The organism is Croceicoccus sp. Ery15 (assembly GCF_020985305.1).
Lineage (GTDB): Bacteria > Pseudomonadota > Alphaproteobacteria > Sphingomonadales > Sphingomonadaceae > Croceicoccus.
The window spans coordinates 1,008,179-1,034,949 of the sequence record NZ_CP087588.1; the positions used below are offsets into that span (position 1 = coordinate 1,008,179).

The 26,771-nt window shown below is 60.4% G+C and carries 25 protein-coding genes and 1 tRNA gene; 10 read left to right on the top strand and 16 right to left on the bottom strand.

Going from position 1 to position 26,771, the window contains the following annotated elements:
* The first annotated feature begins 18 nt into the window (after positions 1-18).
* From LOZ77_RS04985 to hflX, 3 genes are all read left to right on the top strand, one after another.
* A complete protein-coding gene (locus LOZ77_RS04985; RefSeq protein WP_230281086.1) occupies positions 19-1,401 on the top strand; it encodes a sigma-54 dependent transcriptional regulator in 1,383 nt (460 codons plus the stop codon).
* Between the two features lie 179 nt (positions 1,402-1,580).
* Positions 1,581-2,216, top strand: coding sequence for an RNA chaperone Hfq (gene hfq / locus LOZ77_RS04990; RefSeq protein ID WP_230281087.1), 636 nt, complete (start codon positions 1,581-1,583; stop codon positions 2,214-2,216).
* 29 nt (positions 2,217-2,245) lie between these two features.
* Positions 2,246-3,595 carry a GTPase HflX gene (gene hflX / locus LOZ77_RS04995; protein WP_230281088.1) on the top strand — a complete coding sequence of 450 codons (1,350 nt, stop codon included), beginning with the start codon at positions 2,246-2,248 and terminating at the stop codon, positions 3,593-3,595.
* Here hflX and mazG read toward each other — a convergent pair.
* From mazG to LOZ77_RS05040, 9 genes are all read right to left on the bottom strand, one after another.
* On the bottom strand, positions 3,592-4,386 hold the full coding sequence (mazG, locus tag LOZ77_RS05000; RefSeq protein ID WP_230281089.1) for a nucleoside triphosphate pyrophosphohydrolase: 795 nt from the start codon (positions 4,384-4,386) through the stop codon (positions 3,592-3,594). The two genes, hflX and mazG, sit on opposite strands and share 4 nt — an antisense overlap.
* A 53-nt stretch (positions 4,387-4,439) precedes the next feature.
* Positions 4,440-4,610, bottom strand: a complete 171-nt coding sequence (locus LOZ77_RS05005; protein WP_230281090.1) for a hypothetical protein — start codon at positions 4,608-4,610, stop codon at positions 4,440-4,442.
* Positions 4,607-5,374 carry an MBL fold metallo-hydrolase gene (locus tag LOZ77_RS05010; protein WP_230281091.1) on the bottom strand — a complete coding sequence of 256 codons (768 nt, stop codon included), beginning with the start codon at positions 5,372-5,374 and terminating at the stop codon, positions 4,607-4,609. Before LOZ77_RS05010 ends, LOZ77_RS05005 begins: the two co-directional genes overlap by 4 nt.
* The gene (locus LOZ77_RS05015; RefSeq protein WP_230281092.1) at positions 5,371-6,147 is read right to left on the bottom strand and encodes a TatD family hydrolase; all 777 of its coding nucleotides are present in this window, start codon (positions 6,145-6,147) and stop codon (positions 5,371-5,373) included. The genes LOZ77_RS05010 and LOZ77_RS05015 overlap by 4 nt, the downstream gene beginning before the upstream one ends.
* Positions 6,147-7,712, bottom strand: coding sequence for a methionine--tRNA ligase (metG, locus tag LOZ77_RS05020; protein WP_230281093.1), 1,566 nt, complete (start codon positions 7,710-7,712; stop codon positions 6,147-6,149). The genes LOZ77_RS05015 and metG overlap by 1 nt, the downstream gene beginning before the upstream one ends.
* A 68-nt stretch (positions 7,713-7,780) precedes the next feature.
* The gene (locus tag LOZ77_RS05025) at positions 7,781-8,737 is read right to left on the bottom strand and encodes a DNA polymerase III subunit delta' (RefSeq protein WP_230281094.1); all 957 of its coding nucleotides are present in this window, start codon (positions 8,735-8,737) and stop codon (positions 7,781-7,783) included.
* A complete protein-coding gene (tmk, locus tag LOZ77_RS05030) occupies positions 8,734-9,378 on the bottom strand; it encodes a dTMP kinase (RefSeq protein WP_230281095.1) in 645 nt (214 codons plus the stop codon). Before tmk ends, LOZ77_RS05025 begins: the two co-directional genes overlap by 4 nt.
* On the bottom strand, positions 9,375-10,577 hold the full coding sequence (locus LOZ77_RS05035) for a D-alanyl-D-alanine carboxypeptidase family protein (RefSeq protein WP_230281096.1): 1,203 nt from the start codon (positions 10,575-10,577) through the stop codon (positions 9,375-9,377). The genes tmk and LOZ77_RS05035 overlap by 4 nt, the downstream gene beginning before the upstream one ends.
* 42 nt (positions 10,578-10,619) lie before the next feature.
* The gene (locus LOZ77_RS05040; protein WP_230281097.1) at positions 10,620-11,648 is read right to left on the bottom strand and encodes a lytic transglycosylase domain-containing protein; all 1,029 of its coding nucleotides are present in this window, start codon (positions 11,646-11,648) and stop codon (positions 10,620-10,622) included.
* 145 nt (positions 11,649-11,793) lie between these two features.
* Between LOZ77_RS05040 and LOZ77_RS05045 the strand changes: the two genes are divergently transcribed.
* Positions 11,794-11,883: transfer RNA gene (locus tag LOZ77_RS05045), tRNA-Ser, on the top strand.
* Between the two features lie 122 nt (positions 11,884-12,005).
* Here the strand turns inward: LOZ77_RS05045 and LOZ77_RS17820 are convergent.
* The 3 genes from LOZ77_RS17820 to LOZ77_RS05055 all read right to left on the bottom strand — a co-directional run bounded on the left by LOZ77_RS17820 (position 12,006) and on the right by LOZ77_RS05055 (position 15,652).
* Positions 12,006-12,134 carry a hypothetical protein gene (locus tag LOZ77_RS17820; protein ID WP_255671198.1) on the bottom strand — a complete coding sequence of 43 codons (129 nt, stop codon included), beginning with the start codon at positions 12,132-12,134 and terminating at the stop codon, positions 12,006-12,008.
* 89 nt (positions 12,135-12,223) lie between these two features.
* On the bottom strand, positions 12,224-13,612 hold the full coding sequence (fumC, locus tag LOZ77_RS05050; protein ID WP_230281098.1) for a class II fumarate hydratase: 1,389 nt from the start codon (positions 13,610-13,612) through the stop codon (positions 12,224-12,226).
* A 30-nt stretch (positions 13,613-13,642) separates the two neighbouring features.
* Complete coding sequence (locus LOZ77_RS05055; protein WP_230281099.1) at positions 13,643-15,652, bottom strand: hypothetical protein; 2,010 nt, start codon at positions 15,650-15,652, stop codon at positions 13,643-13,645.
* Between the two features lie 332 nt (positions 15,653-15,984).
* Between LOZ77_RS05055 and LOZ77_RS05060 the strand changes: the two genes are divergently transcribed.
* Both LOZ77_RS05060 and LOZ77_RS05065 read left to right on the top strand, forming a co-directional pair.
* Entirely contained in the window at positions 15,985-17,859 is a 1,875-nt protein-coding gene (locus LOZ77_RS05060; protein WP_230281100.1) for a M1 family metallopeptidase, read from the top strand.
* A 143-nt stretch (positions 17,860-18,002) separates the two neighbouring features.
* A complete protein-coding gene (locus tag LOZ77_RS05065) occupies positions 18,003-18,494 on the top strand; it encodes a PilZ domain-containing protein (protein ID WP_230281101.1) in 492 nt (163 codons plus the stop codon).
* Between the two features lie 16 nt (positions 18,495-18,510).
* Here the strand turns inward: LOZ77_RS05065 and LOZ77_RS05070 are convergent, their stop codons facing one another.
* Positions 18,511-19,482, bottom strand: a complete 972-nt coding sequence (locus LOZ77_RS05070) for an AIM24 family protein (protein WP_230281102.1) — start codon at positions 19,480-19,482, stop codon at positions 18,511-18,513.
* Positions 19,483-19,623: 141 nt separating this feature from the next.
* Between LOZ77_RS05070 and LOZ77_RS05075 the strand changes: the two genes are divergently transcribed.
* From LOZ77_RS05075 to LOZ77_RS05090, 4 genes are all read left to right on the top strand, one after another.
* Positions 19,624-19,956, top strand: coding sequence for a hypothetical protein (locus LOZ77_RS05075; protein ID WP_230281103.1), 333 nt, complete (start codon positions 19,624-19,626; stop codon positions 19,954-19,956).
* A gap of 474 nt (positions 19,957-20,430) precedes the next feature.
* Complete coding sequence (locus LOZ77_RS05080; protein WP_230281104.1) at positions 20,431-21,489, top strand: OmpA family protein; 1,059 nt, start codon at positions 20,431-20,433, stop codon at positions 21,487-21,489.
* Positions 21,490-21,800: 311 nt separating this feature from the next.
* The gene (locus tag LOZ77_RS05085) at positions 21,801-23,330 is read left to right on the top strand and encodes a mechanosensitive ion channel family protein (RefSeq protein ID WP_230281105.1); all 1,530 of its coding nucleotides are present in this window, start codon (positions 21,801-21,803) and stop codon (positions 23,328-23,330) included.
* Between the two features lie 179 nt (positions 23,331-23,509).
* A complete protein-coding gene (locus LOZ77_RS05090) occupies positions 23,510-24,343 on the top strand; it encodes an autotransporter domain-containing protein (protein WP_230281106.1) in 834 nt (277 codons plus the stop codon).
* An 11-nt stretch (positions 24,344-24,354) separates the two neighbouring features.
* Here the strand turns inward: LOZ77_RS05090 and LOZ77_RS05095 are convergent, their stop codons facing one another.
* From LOZ77_RS05095 to LOZ77_RS05105, 3 genes are read right to left on the bottom strand one after another with little or no spacing between them, the layout of a single operon-like run.
* Entirely contained in the window at positions 24,355-25,218 is an 864-nt protein-coding gene (locus LOZ77_RS05095; protein WP_230281107.1) for a hypothetical protein, read from the bottom strand.
* 28 nt (positions 25,219-25,246) lie between these two features.
* A complete protein-coding gene (locus LOZ77_RS05100) occupies positions 25,247-25,867 on the bottom strand; it encodes a hypothetical protein (protein WP_230281108.1) in 621 nt (206 codons plus the stop codon).
* Positions 25,864-26,679, bottom strand: coding sequence for a DUF2092 domain-containing protein (locus LOZ77_RS05105; RefSeq protein ID WP_230281109.1), 816 nt, complete (start codon positions 26,677-26,679; stop codon positions 25,864-25,866). The genes LOZ77_RS05100 and LOZ77_RS05105 overlap by 4 nt, the downstream gene beginning before the upstream one ends.
* Positions 26,680-26,771: the final 92 nt, after the last annotated feature.

Sequence of the window (26,771 nt, forward strand, 5' to 3'; positions counted from 1 at the left end):
AAGGCAGGACTGGTTCTGATGGCACTCGATATTCTGATCGTCGACGATGAACGCGATATCCGCGAACTGGTCGCGGGCGTGCTTTCGGACGAGGGTTACGAATGCCGGACCGCGGGCGACAGCATTGCGGCGTTGAACGCGATTGACGAGCGCAGGCCGTCGCTGGTCCTGCTGGACGTTTGGCTGCACGGCTCGCCCATGGACGGGCTCGAAGTGCTCGATGCGATCAAACAGCGCGAACCCGATCTGCCGGTGATCGTGTTCTCTGGCCACGGCAATATCGACACGGCAGTCTCGGCCATCAGCCGCGGCGCGGTCGATTTCATCGAAAAGCCGTTCGAGGCGGAACGCCTGCTGCTGATGGTGGAACGCGCGACCGAGACCGAGCGTTTGCGCCGTGAAAACGCGCAATTGCGCAATGACGGCGGCGCGGGCTTCGAAGAATTCAACGGCAATTCCGCCGCAATTAACACAGTGCGCGCCACATTGAAACGCGTTGCCAATACCGGCAGCCGCGTGCTGATCACAGGTCCGGCTGGTGCGGGCAAGGAAATGGCCGCGCGCCTGCTCCATCACTGGAGCCCGCGGGCGGAAAAGCCGTTTGTCACCGTCAATTCGGCGCGCATTACGCCCGAACGTTTCGAACAAGAGCTGTTCGGCGAAGAATCGGGCGGTCGTCTGGTCCGTGCGGGGCTGCTGGAAATGGCCGATGGCGGGACGCTTTACCTCGACGAAGTGGCGGATATGCCCGAATCGACGCAGGCGCGCATCCTGCGCGTGCTGACCGATCAGGCCTTCGTCCGCGTCGGCGGTAACCGGCAGATTCGCGTCGATGTCAGGGTTGCCTCGTCCAGTTCGCAGGATCTGGCCGAGGCGATTGCAGACCGCCGTTTCCGCGAGGATCTGTATTACCGGCTGAACGTCGTGCCCGTCAGTGTGCCCGGCCTTGCTGAAAGGCGTGGCGATATTCCCGTACTGGCCAATCATTTCTTCGCCCGATACGCCCGAAGTCAGGGCTATTCCCCGCCCGAAGTCAGCGACGAGGCAGTGGCCGTTTTGCAAGGCTATGAATGGCCCGGCAATGTTCGTCAGTTGCGAAATGTGGTGGAACGCACGCTGATCCTTGCCCCGCGCGAACGGCTGTCGACGATTGAGGCGGATATGCTGCCAGGAGAGATTACGCAGGAGCCAACCGGCGACAGCGCGGGCATTACGGCTATGATGGGCATTCCCCTTCGCGAAGCACGCGAACAGTTCGAGCGGGAATATCTGCGCGTCCAGATTCGGCGTTTTTCGGGCAATATCTCGCGCACAGCATCATTCATCGGGATGGAGAGATCGGCTTTGCATCGCAAGCTCAAGACGCTTGGCCTTTCGGAGAAGCGTGATGAAACGGACTGAATTCGTTACATTTCCCGATAATTACCTGCTGATACATGCTAAACATTGCGCTGCTGCACTGCAGCAATTAGTAGGAGCTTTGCCTTTGGCGTGATATGACGCCGGGTATCGGTGCATCGCAGGCACCAGAACGCCACGGGCCTTCCCTCGGCCCGCGCGCCAACAACAGGAGACCAATAATGGCCGGAAAAACGCTCAGCATCCGTACCAAAGCGGAAGAGCCGACGACGAAAAGCATGGCAGAAGAAGCCGCCGAAGCCGAAGCGACACCCAAGAAAACCGTTACGCGCAAGGCACCTGCCAAGACGGCCGCCAAGGCGCCTGCCGGAAAGACGGCTGCTGGCAAGGGGCAGAACCTGCAGGACATTTTCCTCAATCATCTGCGTAAGCAGAAGACACCGGTTACCATGTTTCTGGTCAAGGGCGTGAAGCTGCAAGGCATCGTGACATGGTTCGACAATTTCTCGATCCTGCTGCGCCGCGACGGTCAGACTCAACTGGTTTACAAACATGCGATCAGCACGATCATGCCGACGCAGCCCGTCGATGCCGCGATTTTCGAGTTCAGCGAGGAAGCCAAGGGCAAGCGCATGTTGCAGGACGTGTTCCTGTCATCGGTCCGCGATGCGGGTGCGCAAGTGACCATGTTCCTGATCAATGGCGTGATGCTGCAGGGACGGATCGCTGCCTATGATCTCTTCTGCATGCTTTTGGAACGCGAAGGTTATGTGCAGCTTGCCTATAAGCATGCTATCTCCACCGTTCAGCCGATTACCCATGTCGACCTTAGCGGCGACTGGGCTGGCGACGAGTAACGGAGAACGCCGTTAAGGCGAGGTACGCATTGGGCGAGGATATTTTCGGAAATGACGACGTAAGCGGCGAGGTGACGCGCGGTGCGCGCGCCCTTGTCGTCCTGCCCGATATTCGCAAGGAGAACCTGCTCGACCCCGACGCGCGGTTGGAGGAGGGCAGGGGCCTTGCGCTCGCCATCGGGATCGAGGTCGTCGACAGCTTTGTCATCCCCGTGCGCGAAGTGCGCCCGGGCACCCTGTTCGGCTCGGGCCAAATCGAGAATATCCGCGCCGCCTGCGAAATGGAGGAAGCCGAGCTTGTCATCGTCGACGGCGCGCTTTCGGCCATTCAGCAGCGCAATCTGGAAGACGCTCTGAAACGCAAGGTGATCGACCGCACCGGCCTGATCCTCGAGATTTTCGGCGAACGTGCCGCCACGGCGGAAGGGCGGCTGCAAGTCGAACTGGCCCATCTGGATTATCAGGCGGGCCGTCTGGTGCGCAGTTGGACCCACCTTGAACGCCAACGCGGCGGTTTCGGCTTCCTTGGCGGTCCGGGCGAGACGCAGATCGAGGCTGACCGCCGGATGATCCGCGACCGCATGGCGCGACTGCGCCGCGAGCTGGAACAGGTTCGCCGGACCCGCGCGCTGCATCGGGCGCGGCGGGGAAGGGCGCCATGGCCCGTTGTCGCGCTGGTCGGCTATACCAACGCGGGCAAGTCGACATTGTTCAACCGGCTGACCGGTGCCGAGGTCATGGCCGAGGACTTGCTGTTCGCCACGCTTGACCCGACGATGCGGGCGATCGGCCTGCCGGGTGTCGAAAAGGCGATCCTGTCGGATACGGTGGGCTTTATCTCGGACCTGCCGACACAGCTTGTCGCCGCCTTTCGCGCAACGCTGGAAGAAGTGACCGGCGCGGACATCATCGTGCATGTGCGCGACATGTCGAGCGCGATGGCCGACGGGCAGAAATCCGAAGTGGTGCAAATTCTGGCAGACCTCGACATCAATACGGACGAGGAGGGCGCGCTGCGCATTCCTGTGATCGAGGCATGGAACAAATGGGATGCGATTCCCGACGATCGCCGCGAGGAACTTGCCGAGCAGGCGGAAAGGTCCGACGAACCGGTCGTGCCCATTTCGGCATTGATGGGTTTCGGAACAGAGGCACTGGAACGGGCCATCGCCGCAATCCTGACACGCGACGCGCGGGTCCATGATATTGTATTGCCCAGTCGCGACGGCCGGCGGATCGCATGGCTGCACGCCCATGGCGAGGTGCTGGGTGAGGAAGAGGTCAGCGACGAGATCGAGGGGGAGGAACCGCAGATCCGCCTGACGGTTCGCATCGACGACCGCGAATTCGGCCGCTTTGTGGCAATGGGCGGAACTTAGTCGCGCGGCGCCTTTTCACCTTGCTTCACGCGGTTCCAAAGCGAGTCCTGATCGCTCAGATCCAGCGCTGCAAAGTCCTGTCCGTCCTGTTTCGCCATGGCCTCCATTCCGGCGAAACGGCGTTCGAATTTCGCATTGGCGGCCCGCAGGGCGTCTTCGGCAGGAATTCCGCTCTTCCGCAGCCAGTTCACCGCGGCAAAAAGCATGTCGCCGGCCTCTTCAAGCCGCTCCGCTTCGGTGGAGGCTTTTGTAAACTCGTCGATTTCCTCATGCAATTTGGCGGCGGCGCCGAGTTGATCGGGCCAATCGAAACCGACGCGCGCGGCGCGCTTTTGCAGCTTTTCCGCCCGTAACAAGGCGGGCAAGGCCAGCGCTACACCGTCCAAAGCGCCGGTCTGGGCCTTGGCGGCGCGCTCATCGGCTTTCAACCGTTCCCAATTGGCGCGCACGGCTTGCGTTTCATTGGGTTCGTTGCCGGTGAAGATATGCGGATGCCGGCGTTCCATCTTGTCGGCAATTCCGGCTGCGACATCGTTAAAATCGAATGCGCCGCGTTCTTCGGCCATGCGGGCGTGGAAGACGACCTGAAGAAGCAGATCGCCAAGCTCGTCCTTCAATTCCGCCAGATCGTCGCGTGCGATGGCATCGGCGACCTCATAGGCTTCCTCGATCGTATAGGGTGCGATCGAGGCGAAATCCTGCGCCAGATCCCATTCGCATCCGCCATCGGGATTGCGCAATTGCGCCATGATGGCGAGGAGACGGTCAATAGGGGCAGTCTGCTGGCTCATGGCAAAAATCCAAAAGAATGATAATCTATATTATGTAAAATAAATGCGGAGCGCTACGAAGTGATCAGCCCCATCACGAGCGTTGCGCCCAGAAAAATACCGATCCAGATCAGTACCATCTTGATGGTCGCCGACTTGCTTACCTGATGGCTGCGCCAGCTTGCGATCATCAGGACGAGCCAGCCCAGCAAGCTGATCAGCGAAACGATTGCCAGCGTGCTCAAAGTTCGACCTCCATCCCGTCATATCCAACTTCGACATGTGGCGGCACTTCATTGCAGAGCGTGCGATAATCCATGCTTTTGTCGAGATGCGTAAGGATCGTCCGGTCCGCACCGACTGCGTTCGACAGTTCCAGCGCCATGCCAAGATGCGCATGGGTTGGATGCGGTTCACGACGCAGGCAGTCCACCACCAGCAAATCGCATCCACGCATCAGCGAGACCATATCATGAGTAATCTCACTGAAATCCGTAGCATAAACAATTGAACTATTGGTACTTTCGAATCGAAACGCTGTGCTCTTTACCGGCCCGTGTGGCATCTCGCACCATCCGACCGACAGACCGCAAATCATCTTGAGCCTGTTCAGAGGTTCAAGATTTACAATCGTCGGATAACCGAATTGTCCCGAAAATACATAATCGAACCGTCGCCGTAACCGCTGTACCGTCACCTCACTCGCAAAACCGGCGATCGGCCCGCCACGCCCGTATCTCAACACCCGCAGATCGTCGATCCCGTGACAGTGATCCGCATGGTCATGCGTCCAGAACACGGCGTCGATCTTGTCGATGCCGTTCGACAGCATCTGCTGACGCAAATCGGGAGAGGTATCGACCAGTATCCGCTGGCCTTCGTCGTTCTCGATGCAGATCGAGACACGGCTGCGGCGGTTGCGCGGTTCGCCCGGATCGCAGTCGCCCCAATCATTGCCGACGCGTGGAACTCCGGTCGACGTGCCCGAACCCAAAATCGTCAGCTTCACAAGGCCGCCTTGGTAAACAGGCGCCGGAAATTCGCCGTCGTACTATCTGTCAGCGCGGACAGTTCCTCGCCTCGCAGATCGGCCACGAATTGCGCCGTATCGGCCACGAAAGCGGGTTCGCATGTCTTGCCGCGATGTGGGACCGGAGCAAGGAACGGTGCGTCGGTTTCGACCAGCAGGCGATCAGCGGGAATTTCGCGTACGGTGTCCTGCAGATCTTTGGCATTCTTGAATGTTACGATGCCCGAAATCGAGATCGTAAGCCCCAGTTCCAGCACGGCCTTTCCAAAGGCGTCCGACGCGGTGAAGCAATGGATCAGTGCGGGAAAGCCCCCCTTCCCCATCTCCTCACGCAAGATGGCCAGCGTGTCATCCTCAGCATCGCGGGTATGGATGATCAGCGGCAGTCCCATTTTACGTGACACGGCGATGTGCATCCGGAACAGATCGCGCTGCGCATCGCGGTCGGAATGGTCGTAGTAATAATCGAGACCGGTCTCACCGATGGCAATCACCCGCTCATGCTCGCTGGCGGCGAGAAGCTCGGCATAGCCCAGATCCTTGTGCTGGTCAGCCTCGTGTGGGTGAATGCCGATGCTGGCCCACACGTCGCTTTCCCGCTCTGCGGTGCCGACGACATCGCCCCATTCGCTCTGCCGCGTGGAGATGTTGAGGAATCCGCCGATCCCGCGCGCACGGGCGGTGTCCAGCACGTCGCCCTGGCGTTCGATCAACCCCTTGTAATTGAGATGGCAGTGGGAATCGATCAGCATTACGCCGCGCCCTCGGTCTCAGGCATTTCGAGGCGCGGGAACACGCCCGTTGGCTTGTCGACCTTGAACCCGCTGGCGATCAGCGCCGCGAACCAGCCGGCATCGCCCAGCGCGGCATAATCGCGCGTGTCACCGGCAATCCCCATCTGGTCGAGCAGGCGGTCGATCGAACCCGGCACCACCGGACGCACCGCAATCGCCAGATCGCGCACGCAGCGGAACAGCACGTTGAGCACGGCCTTCATCCGCTCCGGATCGCTTTTGCGCAGCGCCCAGGGCGCCATTTCATCGACATAGGCGTTGCACGCAAAGACACCGCGCATCCATGCCTCCAGCCCCTCGCTGAATGCCAATTTGGCGAATCCGGCGCGCAGCCCGCTGACCGCATCCGCGACGGCGGACATCAATTCCGCGTCGGCTGCGTCTTCCGGCAATCCCGCTGTAAGTTCTCCATCCAGATTTTTGAAAATCATGGACAAAGTGCGCTGCGCCAGATTGCCGAAACTATTGGCAAGTTCCGCATTCGACCGTGTGACGATGGCGTCGGGAGAATAGCTGCCGTCCTGACCAAAGGCGATTTCGCGCATCAGGAAATAACGCAGCGGATCGACACCGAACTGTTCGACCAGCCCCACCGGATCGGTGACATTGCCCAGCGACTTGGATTCCTTTTGCCCGCGATTGAGCAGGAAGCCATGGCCGAAAACCTGCCGGGGCACGGGCAAGCCAGCGCTCATCAGGAATGCGGGCCAGTAAACCGCATGAAACCGCACGATATCCTTACCGATCAAGTGCAAATCGGCGGGCCAGAACTTGGCAAAATCGTCAGTCTTGTCGGGATAACCGAGACCGGTGAGATAGTTCGTCAGCGCGTCCACCCACACATACATCACGTGATCGTCGGCACCCGGCACTTTCACGCCCCAGTCGAAACTGGTGCGCGATACCGAAAGGTCGCGCAAACCGCCCTCGACGAAACGCATAACCTCGTTCCGTCGGCTGTCGGGCTGGATAAACTCGGGATTGTCGCGATAGAGCGCCAGCAGCGGCTCGGCATATTTTGACAGGCGGAAGAACCAGCTTTCCTCGACTGTCCATTCGACGGGCGTCCCTTGCGGGGACAGCTTTTCACCCCCCTCGCCTTCGGTCAGTTCGCTCTCGTCGTAATAGGCCTCGTCCCGGATCGAATACCATCCTTCGTAACGGTCGAGATAAAGGTCGCCATTGGCCTCCATCGCCTTCCACAGAGCCTGCGTGGCCGCGTGATGGCGGTCTTCCGTAGTCCGGATGAAGTTGTCGTACTCGATTTCAAGAAGGTCGAACAAATTTCTGAAATGCGCTGACATTTCATCACAAAGATCACGGGGGGAAACCCCGAGTTCGCGTGCCTTTTGCGCCATCTTCAGGCCATGCTCGTCGGTGCCGGTCTGGAACCGCACCTCGCGCCCCGATGCCCGCTGGAACCGGGCGATCACATCGGCGGCAATGGTTTCATAAGCGTGGCCGATATGCGGCTTGCCATTCGGATAATGGATGGCGGTGGTGATATAATAAGGATCGGCCATCAGGCCCCTGACTTTCTGAACTGGATTGGCTTGATCGGCCACGCGCTATGCGAGGCCCGTGATTTGCGCTAACCCTTAGGTGCCGCAGCCCCTGCCAGCAACCCGCCAATTTCGACCACGGTCAGTCCGGGATCGAAATTCGCATAGGGTATTTCCGCCCCAAGCCGGACCAGCCGGTCATGCGTGTCGATCAGCCGCATCTGATGCGCTCGCGGGGCATGCCGTGCCTGTTCGGCACAAATCTCGCGCGCCAACCTGACGCTGGCGAGCAGCCGTTCGCGGTCGGGCCGCGCACCAATGGCTGCCGCGAGCGCACCGCGACGCGTAAAATCGGGATCACCCTGACGCATGATGGCGCGCAATTCGCGCGCAATTGGCGCCAGTTCGTCCTCGATAAACGCCAGCGCCGCACCGGGGGAGCCCTGTGCCGCATCGATCGCCGCCTGTCGCAATTCAGCGGGTGCATCGGGTTTCTGTTCGGCAAGAACCTGCGCCAGCCGTTCGTCGCTCAACGCATGGAACCGCAGCTGGCGACAGCGCGAACGCACGGTCGGCAGCAAGCCGCCCGGGCGGTGCGCGACCAGCAGGAAAAAACAGCCTGCTGGGGGCTCCTCAAGGCTTTTCAGCAAGGCGTTGACGGCCGATTTTTCAAGATCGTCGGCGGAATCGATGATGATCGCGCGTCGTGCACCCAAGGTCGGCCGTGTCGTCAGGCGCCGCTGCATCGCACGGATCTGGTCGACGCTGATGTTCCGCTTGCGGTTGAAGGGCTTGCCTTCCTCACGCTTCTTTTCGTCGTCGCTGGTCGCCGGTGGACGTTCCAGCAGCATGATATCGGGATGCGCCAGCGCTTCGGGCTGGGGCACGCCCTCTTCGGCCACCAGCTCCGCTGCCGCCGCAAGTGCGAACCCCGCCTTGCCCAGACCGCGCCCGCCCGCCAGCAGCCATGCATGATGCATACGCTGCCCCTGCATGGCCGAACGCCAGCTGGCCCAGGCCTCATCATGTCCGATCAGGACCGTCATGGCGCATCCAGCAGGGGTGTCAGCGCCGCCATGATCCGCGCGTGCACATCCTGCGCGCTGCCAGTGCCGGCGATCCGCGCGAAGCGGTCGGGCGATTGGTCTGCCAGCAAGGCAAAGCGGTCGCGCACCGCCGAATGGTAATCTGCATGCTTTCCGCCGATCCGGTCCGCCGCATCGCCGTCGCGCGCGCGCGCGCGAAGGGCGGCTTCACCGGCATGCAATTCGATCAGAATGGTCAGATCGGGCAGCAATCCGCCGCTGCCAATCCGGTGGAGCGTCAGCACATCGGCATCGCCAATACCGCCTGCCCCGCCCTGATAGGCGCGACTGGAATCCACGAAGCGGTCGCAGATGACCCATTTGCCTGCCGCCAGCGCAGGCTCGATCAGATGTTCGACATGGTCGCTGCGCGCGGCGGCAAACAACAACGCTTCTGATTTGGGACCCCAGTCATAGGCGGGATCGAGCAGCAGGGCGCGCAATGCTTCTGCCCCCGCCGTGCCGCCCGGTTCGCGGGTGATGACAATGTCGAGGCCCCGCGCTTGCAATGCCTCGGCCAGCAGACGCGCCTGCGTCGATTTGCCCGCGCCCTCGCCTCCTTCAAAGGCGATGAACCGGCCGCGGGCTTTCCCTGCGGTCACCCGAAAATTCCCAGCAGGCCGTTACGCAGCCGTTGCAGTGCATTGGCCTCTGCCACGTCTTCGGTGGCGACCAGATCGAAACGGGCGATCTCTCCGCCTTCGCGCGTAACCTGCAATTCGCCCACGCGCTGCCCTTTGCGGATGGGTGCGGCGACCGGCCCCTGATAACGCATGATAACACTCGCGTCCGTTCTGGCACCATGGGGGACGGAGAGATTGACAGCCTGTGCCGCGGCCACCGGCACATGGCGCATCGAACCGCCCTGCACCGCCACTTCGCCTACGGGTTGGCCCTTGCCGTAAATGGTCTGCGCGTCCCAGGCGGCAAAGCCCCATTCGATGAAATCGCGCGCCACCTGTTTGCGCAAACGGCTCGATTCCGCGCCGCCCAGCACCATGATCAGGCGGCGGCCATCGCGCTCTGCCGACCCGACGAAGCCGTAGCCCGCCTCGTTCGTGAAGCCGGTCTTCAACCCGTCCGCCCCCTCGACATAGCCAAGGATCGGGTTGCGGTTGTTCTGGGTGATATTGTTGTAGCTGAATGTGGGCAGCGCGAAATAGCGGCGATAGAGGTCGCCATGCTCTGTCAGCAATGCGCGTGTCAGCGTCGCCAGATCGCGCGCGCTGGTATAGGTGCGCCCTTCGTCCATCCACCCGTTGGGCGTGTTGAAATGGCTGTCCTTCATGCCAAGCTTTTCGGCATTGGCATTCATCAGCGCGGTCCAGCCCTCGACACTTCCTGCGGCCCCTTCGGCAAGGATCACACAGCCGTCATTGGCCGAAACCGTGAGGATCGCTTTTAACAGCGTATCGACCGATAGCGACGTATTGGCCACCGAATACATGGTGGAGCCCTTCCCGCTCCATTCGCGTGCCGTTCGGGCCGATACCGGCAGGCGCTGGCCTGCCGTCAACCGCCCCTCTTCCAGCAATTCGAACGCGGTATACACCGTCATCAGCTTGGTCAGCGATGCGGGGATGAAGCGGCGGTCGGCATCCTTGGCATAGAACGGTACACCCGCATTGGCATCCATGATCAGCGCGACGGGCACATTCTGGATCGGCGGCTTCGCGGGATCGGGATGCTGTATCGAAGCGGCGGTTGCGGGCTTTTGCTGGGCCGCAGGCAAGGCGGGCACCAGCGCAAGCGTCAATGCCGCCGTCACGCCCGAAAGGCGTTTTGCCGAGAGAATTTCCATGTCTGCTCCTGCGGGCACATGCGCCCCGGGCCCTGACAGGCCCTAATGGATGGCGTCTGCCAGCAGACCTACCGAAAGCGCGTAATAGTTGGAACAGTTATAGTCCAATATCACCCGATAGTTGCTGGTAAGCAGATAGGCCGTCGCCCCCGGTCCGTCGGGTTCGAACAGAAAGGCGAATGTGTCGTCCGCGATCATTCCCTGCGGCCTGATGCCCAGCGCCTTCCATTCGGCCACGGTCTTCCACTGGCCATGGCGTTCGAACACGCGCTCGCACCGTGGCGCATTCAAACGGCTTACATTGGCCGAACGGTTGAAATTGCCGGGGACATAGGCGGGCACGCCCCATGGCTCGCCGCGACGCCAGCCAGCCTGAACAAAATAATTTGCGATAGAGGCCAGCGTGTCGGCACGGCTGTTCCAGATGTCGCGCGTGCCGTTATTGTCGCCATCCTGCGCCACGCGCAGCCAGACGCTGGGCAGGAATTGCGGATTGCCGATGGCCCCTGCCCAGCTGCCCGTCAATTGCTGGCGCGTGACCCCGCGGTCGATCATTTTCAGCGCGGCGATCAGCTCGCTTTCGAACAGGTCGCGGCGGCGACCTTCATAGGCCAGCGTCGCCAGCGACCGGATCGTGTCGAACGTGCCGGTATAGCTGCCGTAATTGGTTTCATGCCCCCAGATCGCGATCAGGATTTCTCCCGGAACGCCATAGCGCTGTTCGATCGACGGGATCAGCGATGCGCTGGCGGCATAGGTTCGCTGCCCGCCGCTGATGCGCGCGGCATCCACATGCCGTTCGCGATAGGGCGCGAATGGCGGATAGGACGATCCCGGCGGATCGGGTGCCTGCGGCCGGTCCAGTTCCACGACGCGGGTATTGATGGTCAGGCCGGTCAGCCCCTGCCGAATCGCGCGGTCCGAAACCCCCTCGGCGCGGGCCTTGTTGGCGACCTGCGCCAGATAGGCCTCGAACCCCGCCTGCGTATAGACTTGTGCCGAAGCGGCGGGCGCAAGGGCAAATGCGGCAAAGGCGGTCAGACCGGCGAAAAGGCGCGAGAAAATCGTCATATCGCCTCTCATGGCATAGGCTTGGGCGCGTGTGAATTGCCTCTGTCGGTGGATGCGGCAAAGCGACGCCCGCCTATGCCGCATCGCACGGTTCAATCACATAGGTGACAAGCGCGCAAGAAGCCGCTAGCGGCGTTTCGCGTAAGGACAGGTGGCCGAGTGGTTTAAGGCAGCGGTCTTGAAAACCGCCGTGGGTTCACGCTCACCGTGGGTTCGAATCCCACCCTGTCCGCCATCGGTGCCCGCCTCGGGCGGGTGGGATGGCGGATACTGGTGCGGTGGACGGAGCCTCCGGGTTCGGAGCCGCAGCGCAGCGTAGGCGTGCGAAGCACAATCCCACCCTGTCCGCCAGAACCCTCAGTAAAACGCCAGAAACAGACCGAATGCCGCGATGGCCGCACCGATATAGCGTGCGACGGGCATATGCGTCGTCGCACCCCAAATCGAGCCGATACACAACAGTGCGAATCCGATCAGTGAAAGCATGGTGCAATTATCGCTTCGAATTGGCCTGATGGCGAATTCGAAATGACTTGAAGAATCGCGTGTAGAGCAACCGGATTCGCCAGACCGGATCAGATCATATCTTCGGCCCTGACGATCCGGTCGAAGGTCCGCCCGTCAACCAGTTGCAGTTCGAGCGCTGCCTCCTTCAGGCTTTGCCCGGTTTCATGAGCGTGTTTGGCGATCTTGGCCGCATTATCGTAACCGACTTCGGGTGCCAGCGCGGTGACCAGCATCAGCGAGCGGCCCACCAGATCGGCTATACGCGCCCGATCAGGTTGCAGCCCTTCGACGCAGCGCTCGGCAAAGCTGGTCATGCTGACGGCCAGCAAATCGATAGAGCGCAAGATACCCGCGCCGATGAGCGGTTTGAACACGTTCAGTTCGAACGCGCCCTGCATGCCGCCCACGGTTACCGCCTGATGATTGCCGATGACTTGCGCGGCCACCATGGTCAGCATCTCGGCCTGTGTGGGATTGACCTTTCCCGGCATGATTGAGCTTCCAGGCTCGTTCGCGGGCAATTGCAGTTCGCCAAGGCCTGAACGGGGCCCCGAGCCCAGCCAGCGTATATCGTTTGCGATCTTGGTCAGCGATACGGCAATCGTCGACAGGCTGCCCGACATTTGCACCAGAGGATCGTTGGAAGAAAGCGCCTCGAAACTGTTGTCGGCGGGGCGAAACTCGCTGTCCGCAATGCGTGAGATTTCGCGCGCCATGTCTGCCGCAAAACCCGTGGGCGCATTCAGGCCGGTGCCGACCGCCGTGCCGCCCTGCGCCAGCGCGCGCAGATCGGGCAGCGCCTGTTCGATACGCGCGCGCCCTGCCCTGAGCTGGCGGACATAGGCGGAAAACTCCTGCCCCAGTGTCAACGGGGTCGCATCTTGCAAATGGGTCCGGCCGATCTTTACGATATCACTCCATTCCTGCGCCTTGGTATCGAGCGCATCGGTCAGCAGGCCCAGTGCGGGCAGCAACTCCCGTTCCGTCGCCAACACGGCTGCCACATGAAGCGCAGTGGGAAAGCTGTCATTCGACGACTGGCCTTTGTTGACGTGATCGTTGGGATGAACTGGCGCCTTCCCGCCGCGCTGGCCGGTCAGGATTTCGTTCGCACGGCCGGCGATCACCTCGTTCACATTCATATTGGTCTGCGTGCCGCTGCCCGTTTGCCAGATGACCAGGGGGAACTGATTGTCATGCTTGCCCGCGATCACTTCCTGTGCGGCTTGTTCGATGGCGTCAGACAGATCGTCGGGCAAGCCATGGGCGCGATTGACGCGCGCGGCCGCCAGCTTGACCATTGCAAGGGCATGGACGATGGCCAGCGGCATTTGTTCACGCGCGGGGAACGGAAAATTGTCGATGCTGCGCTGCGTCTGCGCGCCCCAATAGGCGCTGGCAGGCACCGCAATGGAGCCGATGCTGTCGCTTTCCTGGCGCGTCGAATCGCTGTTCACTATCCCTGCTCCTGCTGTGACCGGTGGTCCTCAGCCGAGATAGGGGCGAATCTTGCGTATGAAATGGCCCCCAAGGTTAAATGGAGGGGGTGCCAGCGAGAACTTTGCCGCGAGCCATGCGGTCCCCTTGTCGCCGTCGCGGCGACGGATGTAATCGATCGCGCGTTTCGCATCGGATAGCTGGAAACCGGTGACCAATGCGCTCGTGCCGTCGTTCAGAGCCTCTTCCGATTTGCGGATTGAGTCCTTGATGCTTCGCAGCGATTCCCGTGTGGGATTCTCGAAATACTCGTCAGTAAGCGCGCGGAACGCCTCTGCACAGCATTCGGAGCGAGTGAAGCCGTGCATGAAATGCGGCCCCCACTCCTTTGCAAAGCGCAGGATTTCGTCGCCGATCGCCTGTTTGAAGTCTACTTCGGCATCGTCCATATCCTGCAAAACCGGCACAGCTTCACCCTCAGCATCAAAGCGGAACCCTTTGCATGTGCCTTCGGGCGCCATGCCGAAGAGATGTTCTGCGACTGTCGAATGGTGCCAGAGAGACGGACGCAAGGTGATCCGCGGGTGCGCGACATTCAACTCTATCATGGCCTCCGCATGCCCTGCCTCGACAGCGCTTCTCCGCGTTTCGCTAAGATAGAGGTAAAGGCCCCGCATAGGGCTTTCAGGCAGAAGCGATTGCAGCGCAGACTGAATGTTCAGATGCCAACCGATATCGACGATCGCGGATGGCGGGCCGTCGATCAGCCCCTCTTGCTGGAAGTAGGCGCGCGCGGCTGCCCTCATTTGTTCCGCGGTGTCCGATACTTGTGATCCGCAACTGCTGTTCGCCAAAACAGTCACAAATTCGTCGATCCCCTCGTCATCGAGAGGTGCATTTTCGGGATAACGGTCTACGAAAGCTTTCAATTCCGGGCACAGCTTGGCGGGATCGAGTTGCAGATATCGCAAAAGCTTTCCGCAACTCAGTTCGCCCTTTTGATCGAAAATCCACTGCAAATCCGTCTGAACGTCCCGAATGGACGAAAAATAGAGCGAATAGCGCGACGCATAGAGATAGCGCGGTACAATGCGGGTAAAGCCGGCGTCGTGCAGGCTTTTGGCGGATAGCCAGGGAAGGAACCCGTCTCGCGCCATAAAGAACAGGCGCTCGGTCCCGCTTTCTTCCGCCCGTCTGATGGCCCAAATGGCCCATAACAGCGATGCCGGACCCAGAAAATCGGTGACCAGCCTGCTTGACCGCTGACCATGCCTGCTGCGGCCGCTGCGCACAGATCCGACCAATATGGAGCGCGGGAATTGCCGCAAACCCGGGATATTCTTCAAACGTTTTTCATAGTTTGAAAGGCGATGCCCCGTGTAACGCCTTGCCTTTAGTCCCAGCGAACGGGGCATGCGGAAATCTGAATGTCGATTATCGCCGGTCATGCGGAAACGGGCGGGTTCGCCGCCCAGTTCGTCGATGACATGCCGGAACAAATCTCCGCCATGTTTAGTTTTGCGATGTGTCGAGGAGACGAAAATCCGGTCATCCGCCTGCATGATTCCGTGCACAGTCAACACGGATTGCAGGAAGGATTCGGGCATATACATGTCGGAAATGAAGACGATCCGATCACCCTTCGCGCGACGGGCGGCGATGTCGCGGCAAATTTCGTCATTGGGGAACAATACGTCCCGCTCGGTCTCCAGCTCGATGCGGGCTGCTTCGTCGCGCTCCTCATCGATCAGCCAGGACATCTCGTCCCAGATTTCCGATAATGTCGTTTCCTGCCGGCCCTCGCGCGCGCGCACTTCGGCAAGATGGCGTGCCGATACAAAGGCATCCTCTCCCACCGATGCCAATTGCGCGGGAAAGCGTTCCCGCAGCTTGCCGTGGAGCAAGCGGAATACATCGGTTGGATCGAGTACGCGCCGAAACAGCACCGTGTCGAACACATCGTAGCATGCATAGCGCGCAGCTGTGGCCGATACGTCGCGCCCGCGTGGCGACGCCTTATCTTCTGGCTCCAACACCATATTCGGGACGACGCTTGTCACCAAAAATGCACTTTCGGTCTTTGCTGCTACTGATTCTGATCCAGCCAGGTGCCGGGATTTCGTTGGTCGAAAACTCCGGTGCCTTTGTCCTGAATTGAAACAGACATTAGCATAGCGGTTCGGGCTGCCAATTGGCCAAAAGAACCAGCTTTCATGAGCGAATGGGGGAAGCGGGGGCCTGACCGGAATTTCCCGAATGCGTGACTATCCCGCCCGAACGAGGTTCCGGGATGGTGACAAATGTACCGGAACAAGCGTAAGGTTGCATTTGTAACCGGATTTTCCCCCTCAGAAATCGGAGTCCCCCCATGCGCTTTGCGCCGTCCGCTTTTGTGGCAATTGCACCTCTATCTCTTGGCCTTGCCGCCTGTTCCACTGCCGATACACCGGCGGAAACGACCGTCTCTCCCATCCTCACGACCGAGGATGCGAAGGATACTTCCACCTATGCCCGGCCCGAAATTGCGCGGGTGACGCATGTCGCGCTCGACCTTGCGCTCGACTTCGATGCGAAGGACGTGTTCGGCACGGCCACACTCGACATCATGGCGGCGGACGGCGCGGATGAAATCGTGCTCGACAGCGACGGGTTGCGCATTTCGGGCATCACTGATGCCCATGGCGCAGCGCTCGACTTTACGATTGGCGAGCATGACGAAAAGCTGGGCGAACCTGTCACCGTCGCCATTGGCGACGCCCGCCGGATCACCGTCACCTATCGCGCAGCGCCCGATGCTGAAGCACTGCAATGGCTTAACCCCGAGCAGACTGCCGGGCGCAAGCAGCCTTTCCTGTTCAGCCAGGGGCAGGCGATCCTCAATCGCAGCTGGATCCCGACGCAGGACAGCCCCGGTATCCGCCAGACATGGGAAGCGCGCATCACTGCGCCCAAGCCTCTCACCGTGGTGATGTCAGGCCTGAAGGGCAGCGAACCAGAAGAGCTGGCAGACGGACGCCGGGTGTTCGGCTTTACAATGGACAAGCCGGTTCCGCCCTATCTGATCGCGCTGGCGGCAGGCGATATCGCCTTTCGCGAACTCGGTCCGCGCACGGGCGTCTGGGCCGAACCGGTCATGCTGGACCGCGCCGCGAACGAGCTGGTCGATACCGAGGCCATGGTGACCGCAGCCGAGAAGCTGTACGGCCCCTATCGCTGGGGCCGTTATGACATGATCGTGCTTCCCCCCGCCTTTCCCTATGGCGGAATGGAAAATCCGGTGATGACGTTCCTCACTCCCACTTTCATCGCTGGCGACCGCAGCCTGACCGGCCTTGTCGCGCACGAGCTGGCCCATAGCTGGTCGGGAAATCTGGTGACCAACTCCAACTGGCGCGACAGCTGGCTGAACGAAGGCGTCACATCCTATTTCGAAGGCCGCATTACCGAAGAAATATACGGTAAGGAACGTGCCGCGCAGGAAGCCGCGCTAAGCTTTGCGACGGTCGAGAATGTGCTGGCCGAAGTCGGCATGGACGATCCCGGCACGGCGCTGCACCAGCCCGACGGCGTGGAAAGCGCGGGCAGCGAAATCGTTTACGACAAGGGGGCGGCCTTCTTGCGAACTGTCGAACATATCGCGGGGCGCGACCGTTTCGATGTTTGGCTGCGCCAATGGTTCGACAATCACGCGTTCCAGCCCGCCACCTCGAAAATGATGCTGGAAGACATGGAAAGGAACCTAGTCGCGGGCGATGCCGAACTGGGCGAGCGGCTGAAGCTGCGCGAATGGATTTTCGAGCCGGGTCTGCCCGACAATGTGTTGCTCCCCGATGCGAATGCCTTTGTCGCGGTCGATAGGGCTGCGGCGGAATATGCCGCAACGCGCACGCCCGATGCCGCAGCATGGCAGGGCTGGAACACCGCGGAACGGCTGCGCTTCCTGTCGACGCTTCCGGCTACATTGCCTAAGGAGCAACTGGCCGCGCTCGACCGCGCATTCGGATTGTCGGACAGCGGCAATAATGAGGTGCTGTTCGCATGGCTTAAAACCGCCTTGTCGAACCGTTACGATCCTGCCGTTCCTGTGGCCGAGACTTTTCTTGCCAGTGTCGGCCGTACCAAGTTCGTCCGCCCGCTGTTCGCCGCGTTGATGGATCAGGACGAATGGGGCCAGTCAATCGCCCGGCGCATATATGGCAAGACCCGTTCGACTTACCATGCCGTCACACGCGGATCGGTGGACGCCGTGGTAATGCCAACGAACTGATCCGGACACGGAATTTCCGGTCGGGGACGCGCCCAACCCGTTCCTGACCGAGATCCGCCACCATTCATCGCATCGCGGTGCGATCTTAGGACGATCTTAATCCTCGCAGACATATCTGCCGCCCGTAAAAAAGGGGAACGGTTTTGATCGTCGCACGGCTTTATACCGATGATACGCTTCGCAGCTGGCGTTCGAAACCGCGCCGGACGCTGCGGCTGGACGTAAACGCCATCGCGGGTGAGGCTGGCGTGTCCGCGACCATCCGCAATTTGTCGGAAACCGGCCTGCTGCTCGAAACCGATCCGCCGCTGGCGGTGGGCGATATCTTCCAGATCGACTTGCCCCTGGTTGGCGAACAACCGGCAGAGGTTATGTGGATCGACGAGCGCCGCCATGGCTGCCGTTTTCTCGACCCTATTCCCAAATCCGCTGTCAGCGCGGCCGCACTATTGGCGCCCTTCGATGAAGAGCAGCAAGAACAGATCTATAAAGGCGGAGTGATCGACGAGTTTCTCGACAATACGCTGCCCAAGCCAGGTGACAAGATCTGGTATGCGGTCAATGTCGCCATATTTCTTTTGGTTCTTGCAGTCGTTGCCTTCGTCGCCGGCTTGGTGCTTTCGACGACCGGTTAAGGAAAATGGTGCGCGGCTAGAGTCCGAACACTTTTAAACCAGCATCGATCATGCCTTCCAGCCCCTTGCCTGCCTTTCCGGCCCGCATGGACAGGGGCGCTTCTTCGATCACCAGAATGCCGCTGCCCGCCTCCACCTTATCCTTCAGCAACGGTTCCAGCCCGAAGAGATAGGGCGCAAATGTTTCTGCCCGCGTCACGGAATAGGCCAGGTCGGCGCTGAAGCCGACCAGTTGCTCCTGCGCGAAAATGCGGCCTCGTTCGGCGCGCTCGACGCGAATGCCGCGTCCGCCTTTTACGATGAGCCGCCCCGGACCGTGGAAAGAGAAAAAGCGCAATTGCATCGTGAGCCATGCATTGACACTGAAAAGTCGCCAATGGCTGCGGATCGCGATGGGTTGCCCGACAGGCTGCACCACGCCGACCAATGCGCGCGGATGTAGCACACAGGCTGCGCCCGTTGGCAGGTCGATCGCCGCAAGTTCTGCAAATCCGTCACGGGTTGCTGATACAGTCGTCGCCTCGCCCGCGCCGCGGATGCGCGTTAGAAACGACAGTCCCGCAGCAAGGCTGGAAAAGGGATGCAGATAATCGAACAGCCAGCGTGTGGATTTCACTCCTGCGGCGGACGAGCTTTGCAGATAGCCTTGTCGCACCAGCAATTCTTCACCCGCGTCAAGCCGCACCGGAATAGAAACACGTGAGGGTTCGGGCAAAGGGATTGCCACCCCCGATCCGCCGAGCGCAGGCATACGGATCGAAGGGCGCATGGCGGCCAGCGGCGCGAGAACGAAATAAAGGACTATGCGGATCAGAAACGGCATCGCGATTATCGCCATCAGGGCAAGCGCTGCCTTGGTTGCGATATCGACGATCATGTCGCGCCTTGCGGGCGCGCGTACGGTTTCCAGCGCTTCGCGCGCCGCTCGCTCTTGTTCCTGCAGCCTGCGCTGCGCAGAAGCAATTTGCCGGTCTAGCGTTTCGGCCATGGCAAGTGCGGTCGTTCGACGCTTTCGCAATTCAACTGCTTGGGCGCAAATCCGATGTGCGTTGGTGGTCAGGACCTGTGCATCGTTTCGGCCAATCCGGTTACGCGCCCAACGCTCTTGCAGGGAGAGTCGGTTGAAATCTTGTACAGCTTCTCTGGCGACATCGCAGGATGCCTCGGCCTCGCGTACTGCCTGCTCAGCCGGAGCCTCGATCCCAGTTCCCCGTTCAAATGCGTCGAGTTCGATATGCCGCCGAAGGACGGCAATCTCCTGTTCGATAATCGTGCGTTCGATCCGCAGGCGCTGCCGTTCGACGACCCGCGCGGGCAGATACTGATCAAAGATGCCCGGCTTCTCGCGCATTTGTCTGTCGATTTCGTCGAGGCGATCCTCCCGCGCTTTCAGTTCCGAGCGACGGCGGTGTTCTGTCCAATTGCCAAACGACTTCAGATTTTTGTTCAGCCGCTCGCGTGATTGTTCGACAATTGCGTAGAATTTCTGGGTGATATCGTCGGCGTCCGAGCGAATATCGACATCAGCAGCAAGACAGTCATTCGTGCAACGCAGCCCAAAAGCACCCGACTGGAATATCGCGATCGCAATCGCCAGCAGCAAGAAGAGGATGATCTGCCTGCCTATCCATCCGGTCAGCGCTTTCACCCTCCCCCTCCCCCGCAGGCTGATTTTGGGTGCCCATATGAATGTGCTGCGATGCGGCAACAACGAAATCTAGGCCCCAGAAATCCAGTTCAATCAATAAGAAAATTACTGAATTGTGAACCTTAACAAAAGATCAGATGGCAGAGCAATATTGATAAGCCCTTGATTATAAACATTTTAAAGATGGCTTAATGCGAGTGCAAAACATAACGCGCGGTGTTATCTTCCGCCCCGGCCAAAATTCACCGTTCCGGCCGGAAAACTTCGCCACGACGAAGGGGGAAGATCATGAGGAATACAATTATCGGATTGACGCTTGCATCGACGGTCCTGTCGACGCCAGCGCTTGCTCGCGACGACACCTGGTACATTGGTGTCGATGGCGGTGCTATGCTTGTCGAGGATTCTGATGTTGACGTTGATGGCGTCGACGATCAGGCAACCTTCGACTGGGACTATGGTTACGACTTCGACGTCGTGGCCGGTTATGATTTCGGCGGCTTCCGCCTCGAAACCGAAGCGGCCTACAAGGGCGCCGGCGACGACGGCATCACGCTATTCGGCGAAAGCTATGACGACAGCGAAGTGAACCATGAGTTCAACACGCTGAGCTTCATGGTCAACGGCCTGATCGACTTTGGCGACGACGATGGCCTGCAGGGCTTCATCGGCGGCGGTGCCGGTGTCGCTCGCAGCGAGTTCGAAGAGCCTGTGCTGATCGACGATTCGGACACCGGCTTTGCCTGGCAGGCGATCGCGGGTATCCGCGCTCCGCTGTCGGACAACTGGGACGTCGGCCTGAAGTACCGTTTCTTCAACCACGACAATATCGACCTCGTGGCGCCGACCGGCGAAGCGATCGAGACGAGCATCCGTTCGCACTCGCTGCTGGGCTCGCTGACCTATAATTTCTGGTCGCCTGCTCCGCCCCCGCCGCCTCCGCCGCCGCCGCCGCCTCCCCCGCCGCCGCCGCCGCCGCCGGCTCCGGAAGTGGTGTGCAACACCGGCCCCTATATCGTGTTCTTCGACTGGGATTCGTCGGAAATCACGCCCGAAGCAGCCAGCATCCTGGACAGCGCCATCGCTTCCTATGCCGACTGCAACTCGGTGCCGATCATGGTGGCCGGTTACACCGATACGTCGGGCTCGAAGACCTACAACGTGGGCCTGTCGGAACGTCGTGCGGAATCGGTGCGCTCGTACCTCACGGCACGCAGCATCCCCGATACGGCGATCACCACCGAAGGCTTCGGCGAAGAGAACCCGCGCGTTCCCACCGCCGACGGTGTCCGCGAACTGCAGAACCGCCGGGTGGAAATCACCTACGGTCCGGGCTCGGGCATGTAAGCCAGAGATCGCAAGATCGACAAACGAAAGGGGCCGGTGTCTACCGGCCCCTTTTTTGTGTCGGGGAGCCTTGCGATCGTCCCGTAAACAATATCGGCATGCCGGTGATTGGAGGTGCACTGCGCCTCGGGCCAAGGCCCCTGTTCATTTGCGGGCTTTCCCTATGGGCAGATCGCGACAGGGCCCTATGAATAGGGCCACATTCTCGCTGGAGATACGGTTTGACACTAAAATCTGCCTTCACCCTCCCGATCAAAAATTTCCGCTTCGCCATGCTCGTCGTTATCGGCGTGATGTTTGCGTTGGCCCTCATGGAATCTTCGGCGCTGCACGCTTCGGATGGATCAAGTGGAGAAGCCGAAAACAAGGAAGTGATCGATCCGTTCAAGCGGGAGTCCCCGCGATCGATGCAGATCGGGCTGTTCAACGTGCTGGGGTCGAGCAATGCGCAGGATGTCGCCCCCTTCATCGAGGGAGCCGATGCGGGGGCGGAAGAATCGCTGCGGCGCATCAGGGCATTCGTCGCCGCGCTCGACCGGCGTGGATCGTTGACCCAGCGGATCAGCCTGTCGATCGAACCGGAAGGCAATCTGGCTGACGGGCTCGCTCCCGATCTTGAGGAAATCGGAACATTGGCTTTGGACGAGGGCGATGCGCCCATCCTTATCCGGCGAACCCAGCCGGACGAAGGACCCGCGATCTGGCAAGTGGCAGCCGAAACGGTCGATCAGGTCGCGCTTGAGGAATATGAAGAAGAGGCGGAAACGGTCGACGAAGAAGCGGTCGGCACAACCATGGTCTTGGGCGCGCCGTTATCGACCTGGCTTCTGATCACCGGCCTCGGCCTGTCTGCCTTTGCGGTCATCGTTCTGAGTTTCAAGATAATCTGCCGAAAGCTGGGGGTGGATGACCGGACGGGACATCGTCCGCTCGGCTCGATCCTGCTGGCGGCCTTTCCTCCTTTGACCCTGATGGGCGTTTATGCAGCGGTCGAGCGACTGGCCGAACCGTTAGGCGCCAGCCTGGTCGAACGGACCGCGATCGCGCGCTATTCGGGGCTGGCGATCGGCTTTGCCGCGATCTGGCTCGCCTGGCGGCTGGCCGGAGTGATCAACCGGTGGATGGTGCATTGGCTGCGCAGCGTGGACCAGCCTGCGTGGATCGGCCTTACCAATTTTGTAACGCGTCTGGTCCGTCTGGCGCTGATTGTGGTCGCCATCGGCACATTTCTGGCCACTTTCGCCATCGATGTGACCACGGGACTGGCGGCATTGGGCATCGGCGGTGTTGCACTGGCACTGGGCGCGCGCAAGGCGGTGGAGGATATTGTCGGCAGCGTGATGATCCTTGCCGACAAACCCGTGCGCATCGGCGACCGCTGCAAGGTCGACGGGGTCGAAGGCGAAGTGCTCGACATCGGGATGCGTTCGACGCGCATCCAGACCTATGACCGCACAATCACGACCATTCCGAACAATGTCCTCGCCAGCCAGAACATCGAGAATATGACATTGCGCGACCGATACCAGATCGACCAGCGGTTCCTGCTCGCTTACGATACGCCGCCGGAGCTGCTCGCTCAGGCGCTGCAGGAGACGCGCAACATTGTCGAAGCGCAGGAGGATTACATCCATTCGACCTGCCCCGTGCGGTTCGAGGGGTTCACGCCTGCGGGCTTCGAATTAAGGATAAAATGCTATCTGGCGGCGGAATCCTATTCGCTGGGGCATTTGCGCAAGGAGAAAGTGCTGATCGCCCTTTTGCAGCGCTTTGGCGAAATCGGGGTCAGCATCGTGCCGTCGGCACAGCGCATCGAATTGTCGGGTGGCACCCCGCGCTAGATCAGGTTCCCTCGCTAAATCCCATGGCTGCGGGTTTCTCCCGATGCGAGGCAGGGACAATCCTGATAAGATGCATCGGTGCAGGCGGTTAAACCGCGTCAGACCCGCCAAGCGGGCCATGGAACGGACCGCCGGATCGGCCCGGATCATCCGCGCCGACGGAGTACGGGGAGCGAAATATGTCGCATATGCAATCCACTCGCCATCTTGCCGCGATTGGCGGCGGCATACTCGTCCTGGCGGCGGCGCCGACAGGACACGCGCAAAGCCTCGACAATGACTACTGGATCAATGTTCAGGCCTATTATCCGAAGGTCGACACCAATGTTCGCGTGACGGCAGAAACCGCGAATGAGGTCGGGACCGATATCGATCTTGAAAAGGATCTGGACCTCGACAATCGGGATTTCCTGCCTGCCGTCTCGATCGGTTCACGGTTCGGCAAGGTCGTGGTGGGCTTCGATTTCTTCAAGCTGAAGCGGAATGGAGAGAAATCGCTGGAGCGCGAAATCGAATTCGATGACGTGACCTATCCGGTCAATGCCGGCGTGCGCAGCGGTTTCGACAGCGATGTCTATCGCCTGACGGTCGGCTATTCCTTTGTCCAGCAGCCCGATCTGGAAATCGGCGCGGCACTGGGCGTGCATGCCACCGACTTTACCGTATCGATCGAGGGTGAAGTGGGCGCGGGCGAATTGGATGCGCAATCCGAAGCCCGCCGCCGCAGCGTGCTGGCGCCGCTACCGACGGTCGGGCTCTATGGCACTTGGCGCGTGGCCGATCGTCTGGAGGCGAATGGCAGGATCGATTATCTTTCGCTCTCCATCGACGATTACGATGGCAAGCTGATCAATGCGCAGGCGGGATTGAACTATTCGATTACCGATAATGTCGCGTTAGGTGTCGCCTATCGCTATGTCGAATACCGTTTGGGTGTCGATAAGGACAATTGGAACGGGCGTATCCGTTATCGCCTGTCAGGCCCTGCCGTGATCGCGCAAGCCAGCTTTTAATCCGCAAGGCATCAGGCAGCGCTGGCCGCCTGATTCTTGCCGATCTTGCGCATGAACGGCACACAGACCACCATCGATACCAGCAACGACAGCAGGATCGCGGCCGGTGCAAGCTCGTTATCCGGGAAAACATGCGCTGCAATCGCCAGTGCAACACCGGGATGGCGGGTTGAGGTCGCCAGCCCCAGTGTCGCCCTGTCGCCCGCATCGGGCCCGCCAAGGAAATAGCCAGCGGCCAGTCCGACAGCGGCCATCACTGCCAGAGCGACCAGCGTGCCGTGCCCGATGACTTCCAGCATTCGCGGGAAGATCATGATCAGCAGTCCGATGGCCGATACGGCCAGCAAGATCACGCCTAGCTTGTTGGCGATATTGCTGACCCTGGGCAATAACCCCTCGCCCAGCAAGGGCGCGATGGCGACGCCAAGCACCAGCGGCAGAAGGATCGTCAGGATCAGCGGCATGGCGATGGCGCCAAATCCGACCTGCGCTTCTATTCCGAAAATCTGCGAAAACAGATAGACGCCCAGCGGCGCCACAAGGATCGAGACGATGGTCGCGCCGAACAGAAGGCCGGTGATGTAACAGGCCCTGCCGCCCGCCTTCAGCTGCTTGTTGGGCAGGATCGGCGGAATAGGGGACAGGGCAATCGTGACCAGCGCAATTTCGACCGCGGCGTTCAGATTGAAGAAATAGGCAATCGCGACCGCAACCGCCGGAACGATCACGAACATGGCGACCAATGCGCCAAGGCCCAGCCGCCAATGGGTGACCATATAGCCCAGATCGGCGACCCGCGCCCGAAGCGACAGGGCGAACAGCATAAGAATTACGCTGATCACCACCATCAGCTTGAGCGCGAGTGCCACGGTCATGAAATCTCTCCGGTCGTATTGGGGCGGATCAGCGCGGCGGGTTCACCACCACATATTGCACCGACGAGCCGTAATATTGCGGCTGATACCAGGTGTTCCCGCATTGCGAGTAGCTGATCCCGTTGACGATGACGGTGCTGCAATCGGGCGGAATGCTGGCAACGATGCTGCCGATGACAGCCGCGGTCATCGTTATGGCGGCTGCCGTCGCGACCGGATGCCAATCGTCGTCCCAATCGTCCCAATGGTCGTGGTGATGGTGATCGTCGTAATGGTTGTAATGATCATTGTGACTGTTGTTCACATTGATATTGACGTCATTGCCGCTGATATTGGTGTTACGGTTGTTGCTGCGATTACGATTGCTCGTATTCGTATTGCGGTTCCGGTCACCATTGTGGTTCACGCTTGGCTTCGACGTGCTGCGCGCTGGCGGCTTGGCGCGCGACGGAGCCTTGCGATTGCCCGCATTCGCCTGACGCGTACGCTGTTGTAGTGCAAATATCGATGCGGTTTCGGTCGCTCCAACGGTCACGATATGCGACGCATCGAAACTTTCGCCCGTTACCGAACGCTGTTCGATGGCACTGGCGGGGGCGAGCGCCATGCCGCCCGCCGCCAGCAATGCGATACAATTGGCCAGAATCATTGTTCTTCTCCGACAACGGCCTCGACATCCGCCATGGTGATGCGATGCGCTTCGGCGGGCGGGGCAAAGGCCAGCGATTCCGCCGGAACCGGCGTAGTCAGGTCCCAATGCAGGACCGACACATATTGCGGCATCGATGGATCGTCCTTGGACGTAATCACGATCTTGCACGGAAGCGGCTTGTCACCCTCTTCCAGCCAAAGCTGCCAGTCGACCATTTCCTGACGGAACGCATAATGGATGCATGTCCGGTCGCCGATCTTCTCGGGCAGGATCACCATGGCTTCCTGCACGCGTGAGCGCACCGTCTGGTCGGTTCCCCAAGTGAACAGATCGGCCAGCGGCACTTCGATATCATACTTGGTACGCGCGGTATCCAGCGTCTGTCCTATGGTCGGCGGCGCATCGAAGCTGGCGTAATAGCCAAGGCGCGGGGCATAGATGGTAAAGGCCTTGCCATCGTAATACATCTCGCGCGTGCGGGTATCGGCGGCCGACACGACCTTGAAAGCGTTGGGCCGGTGCACGGCCAGATCGATTGTGCCGCCGAACTGGATCTTCTGTCCGCCTTCCAGCACCACTTCGGTCGTCGCGTCGGATGTTACGCGGAACGAGACCAGCGTCTGCAGATAGGCCGCCATTTCGTCGAGGGCGGCGATGGCCACCGGATCGATGGGATCGACCTCTTCGGCAGCAGAGGCATCCTGCGCGGCGGCTTGATTGGCAGTTGCGGGGGCCATGGCGACCAGGCATGCGATGCCTGCGGCCAGGCCTATTTCCTTGAAGCTCGGGATTTTTGGCTCGATCGGCATTGAACACTCCCTTTATTGCACCGGTTCGGTCGGAACTTCGGCAAGGACTATCGGACTGCGCGGCGATGCCCCCCATCGGGGAAACTGCTGAG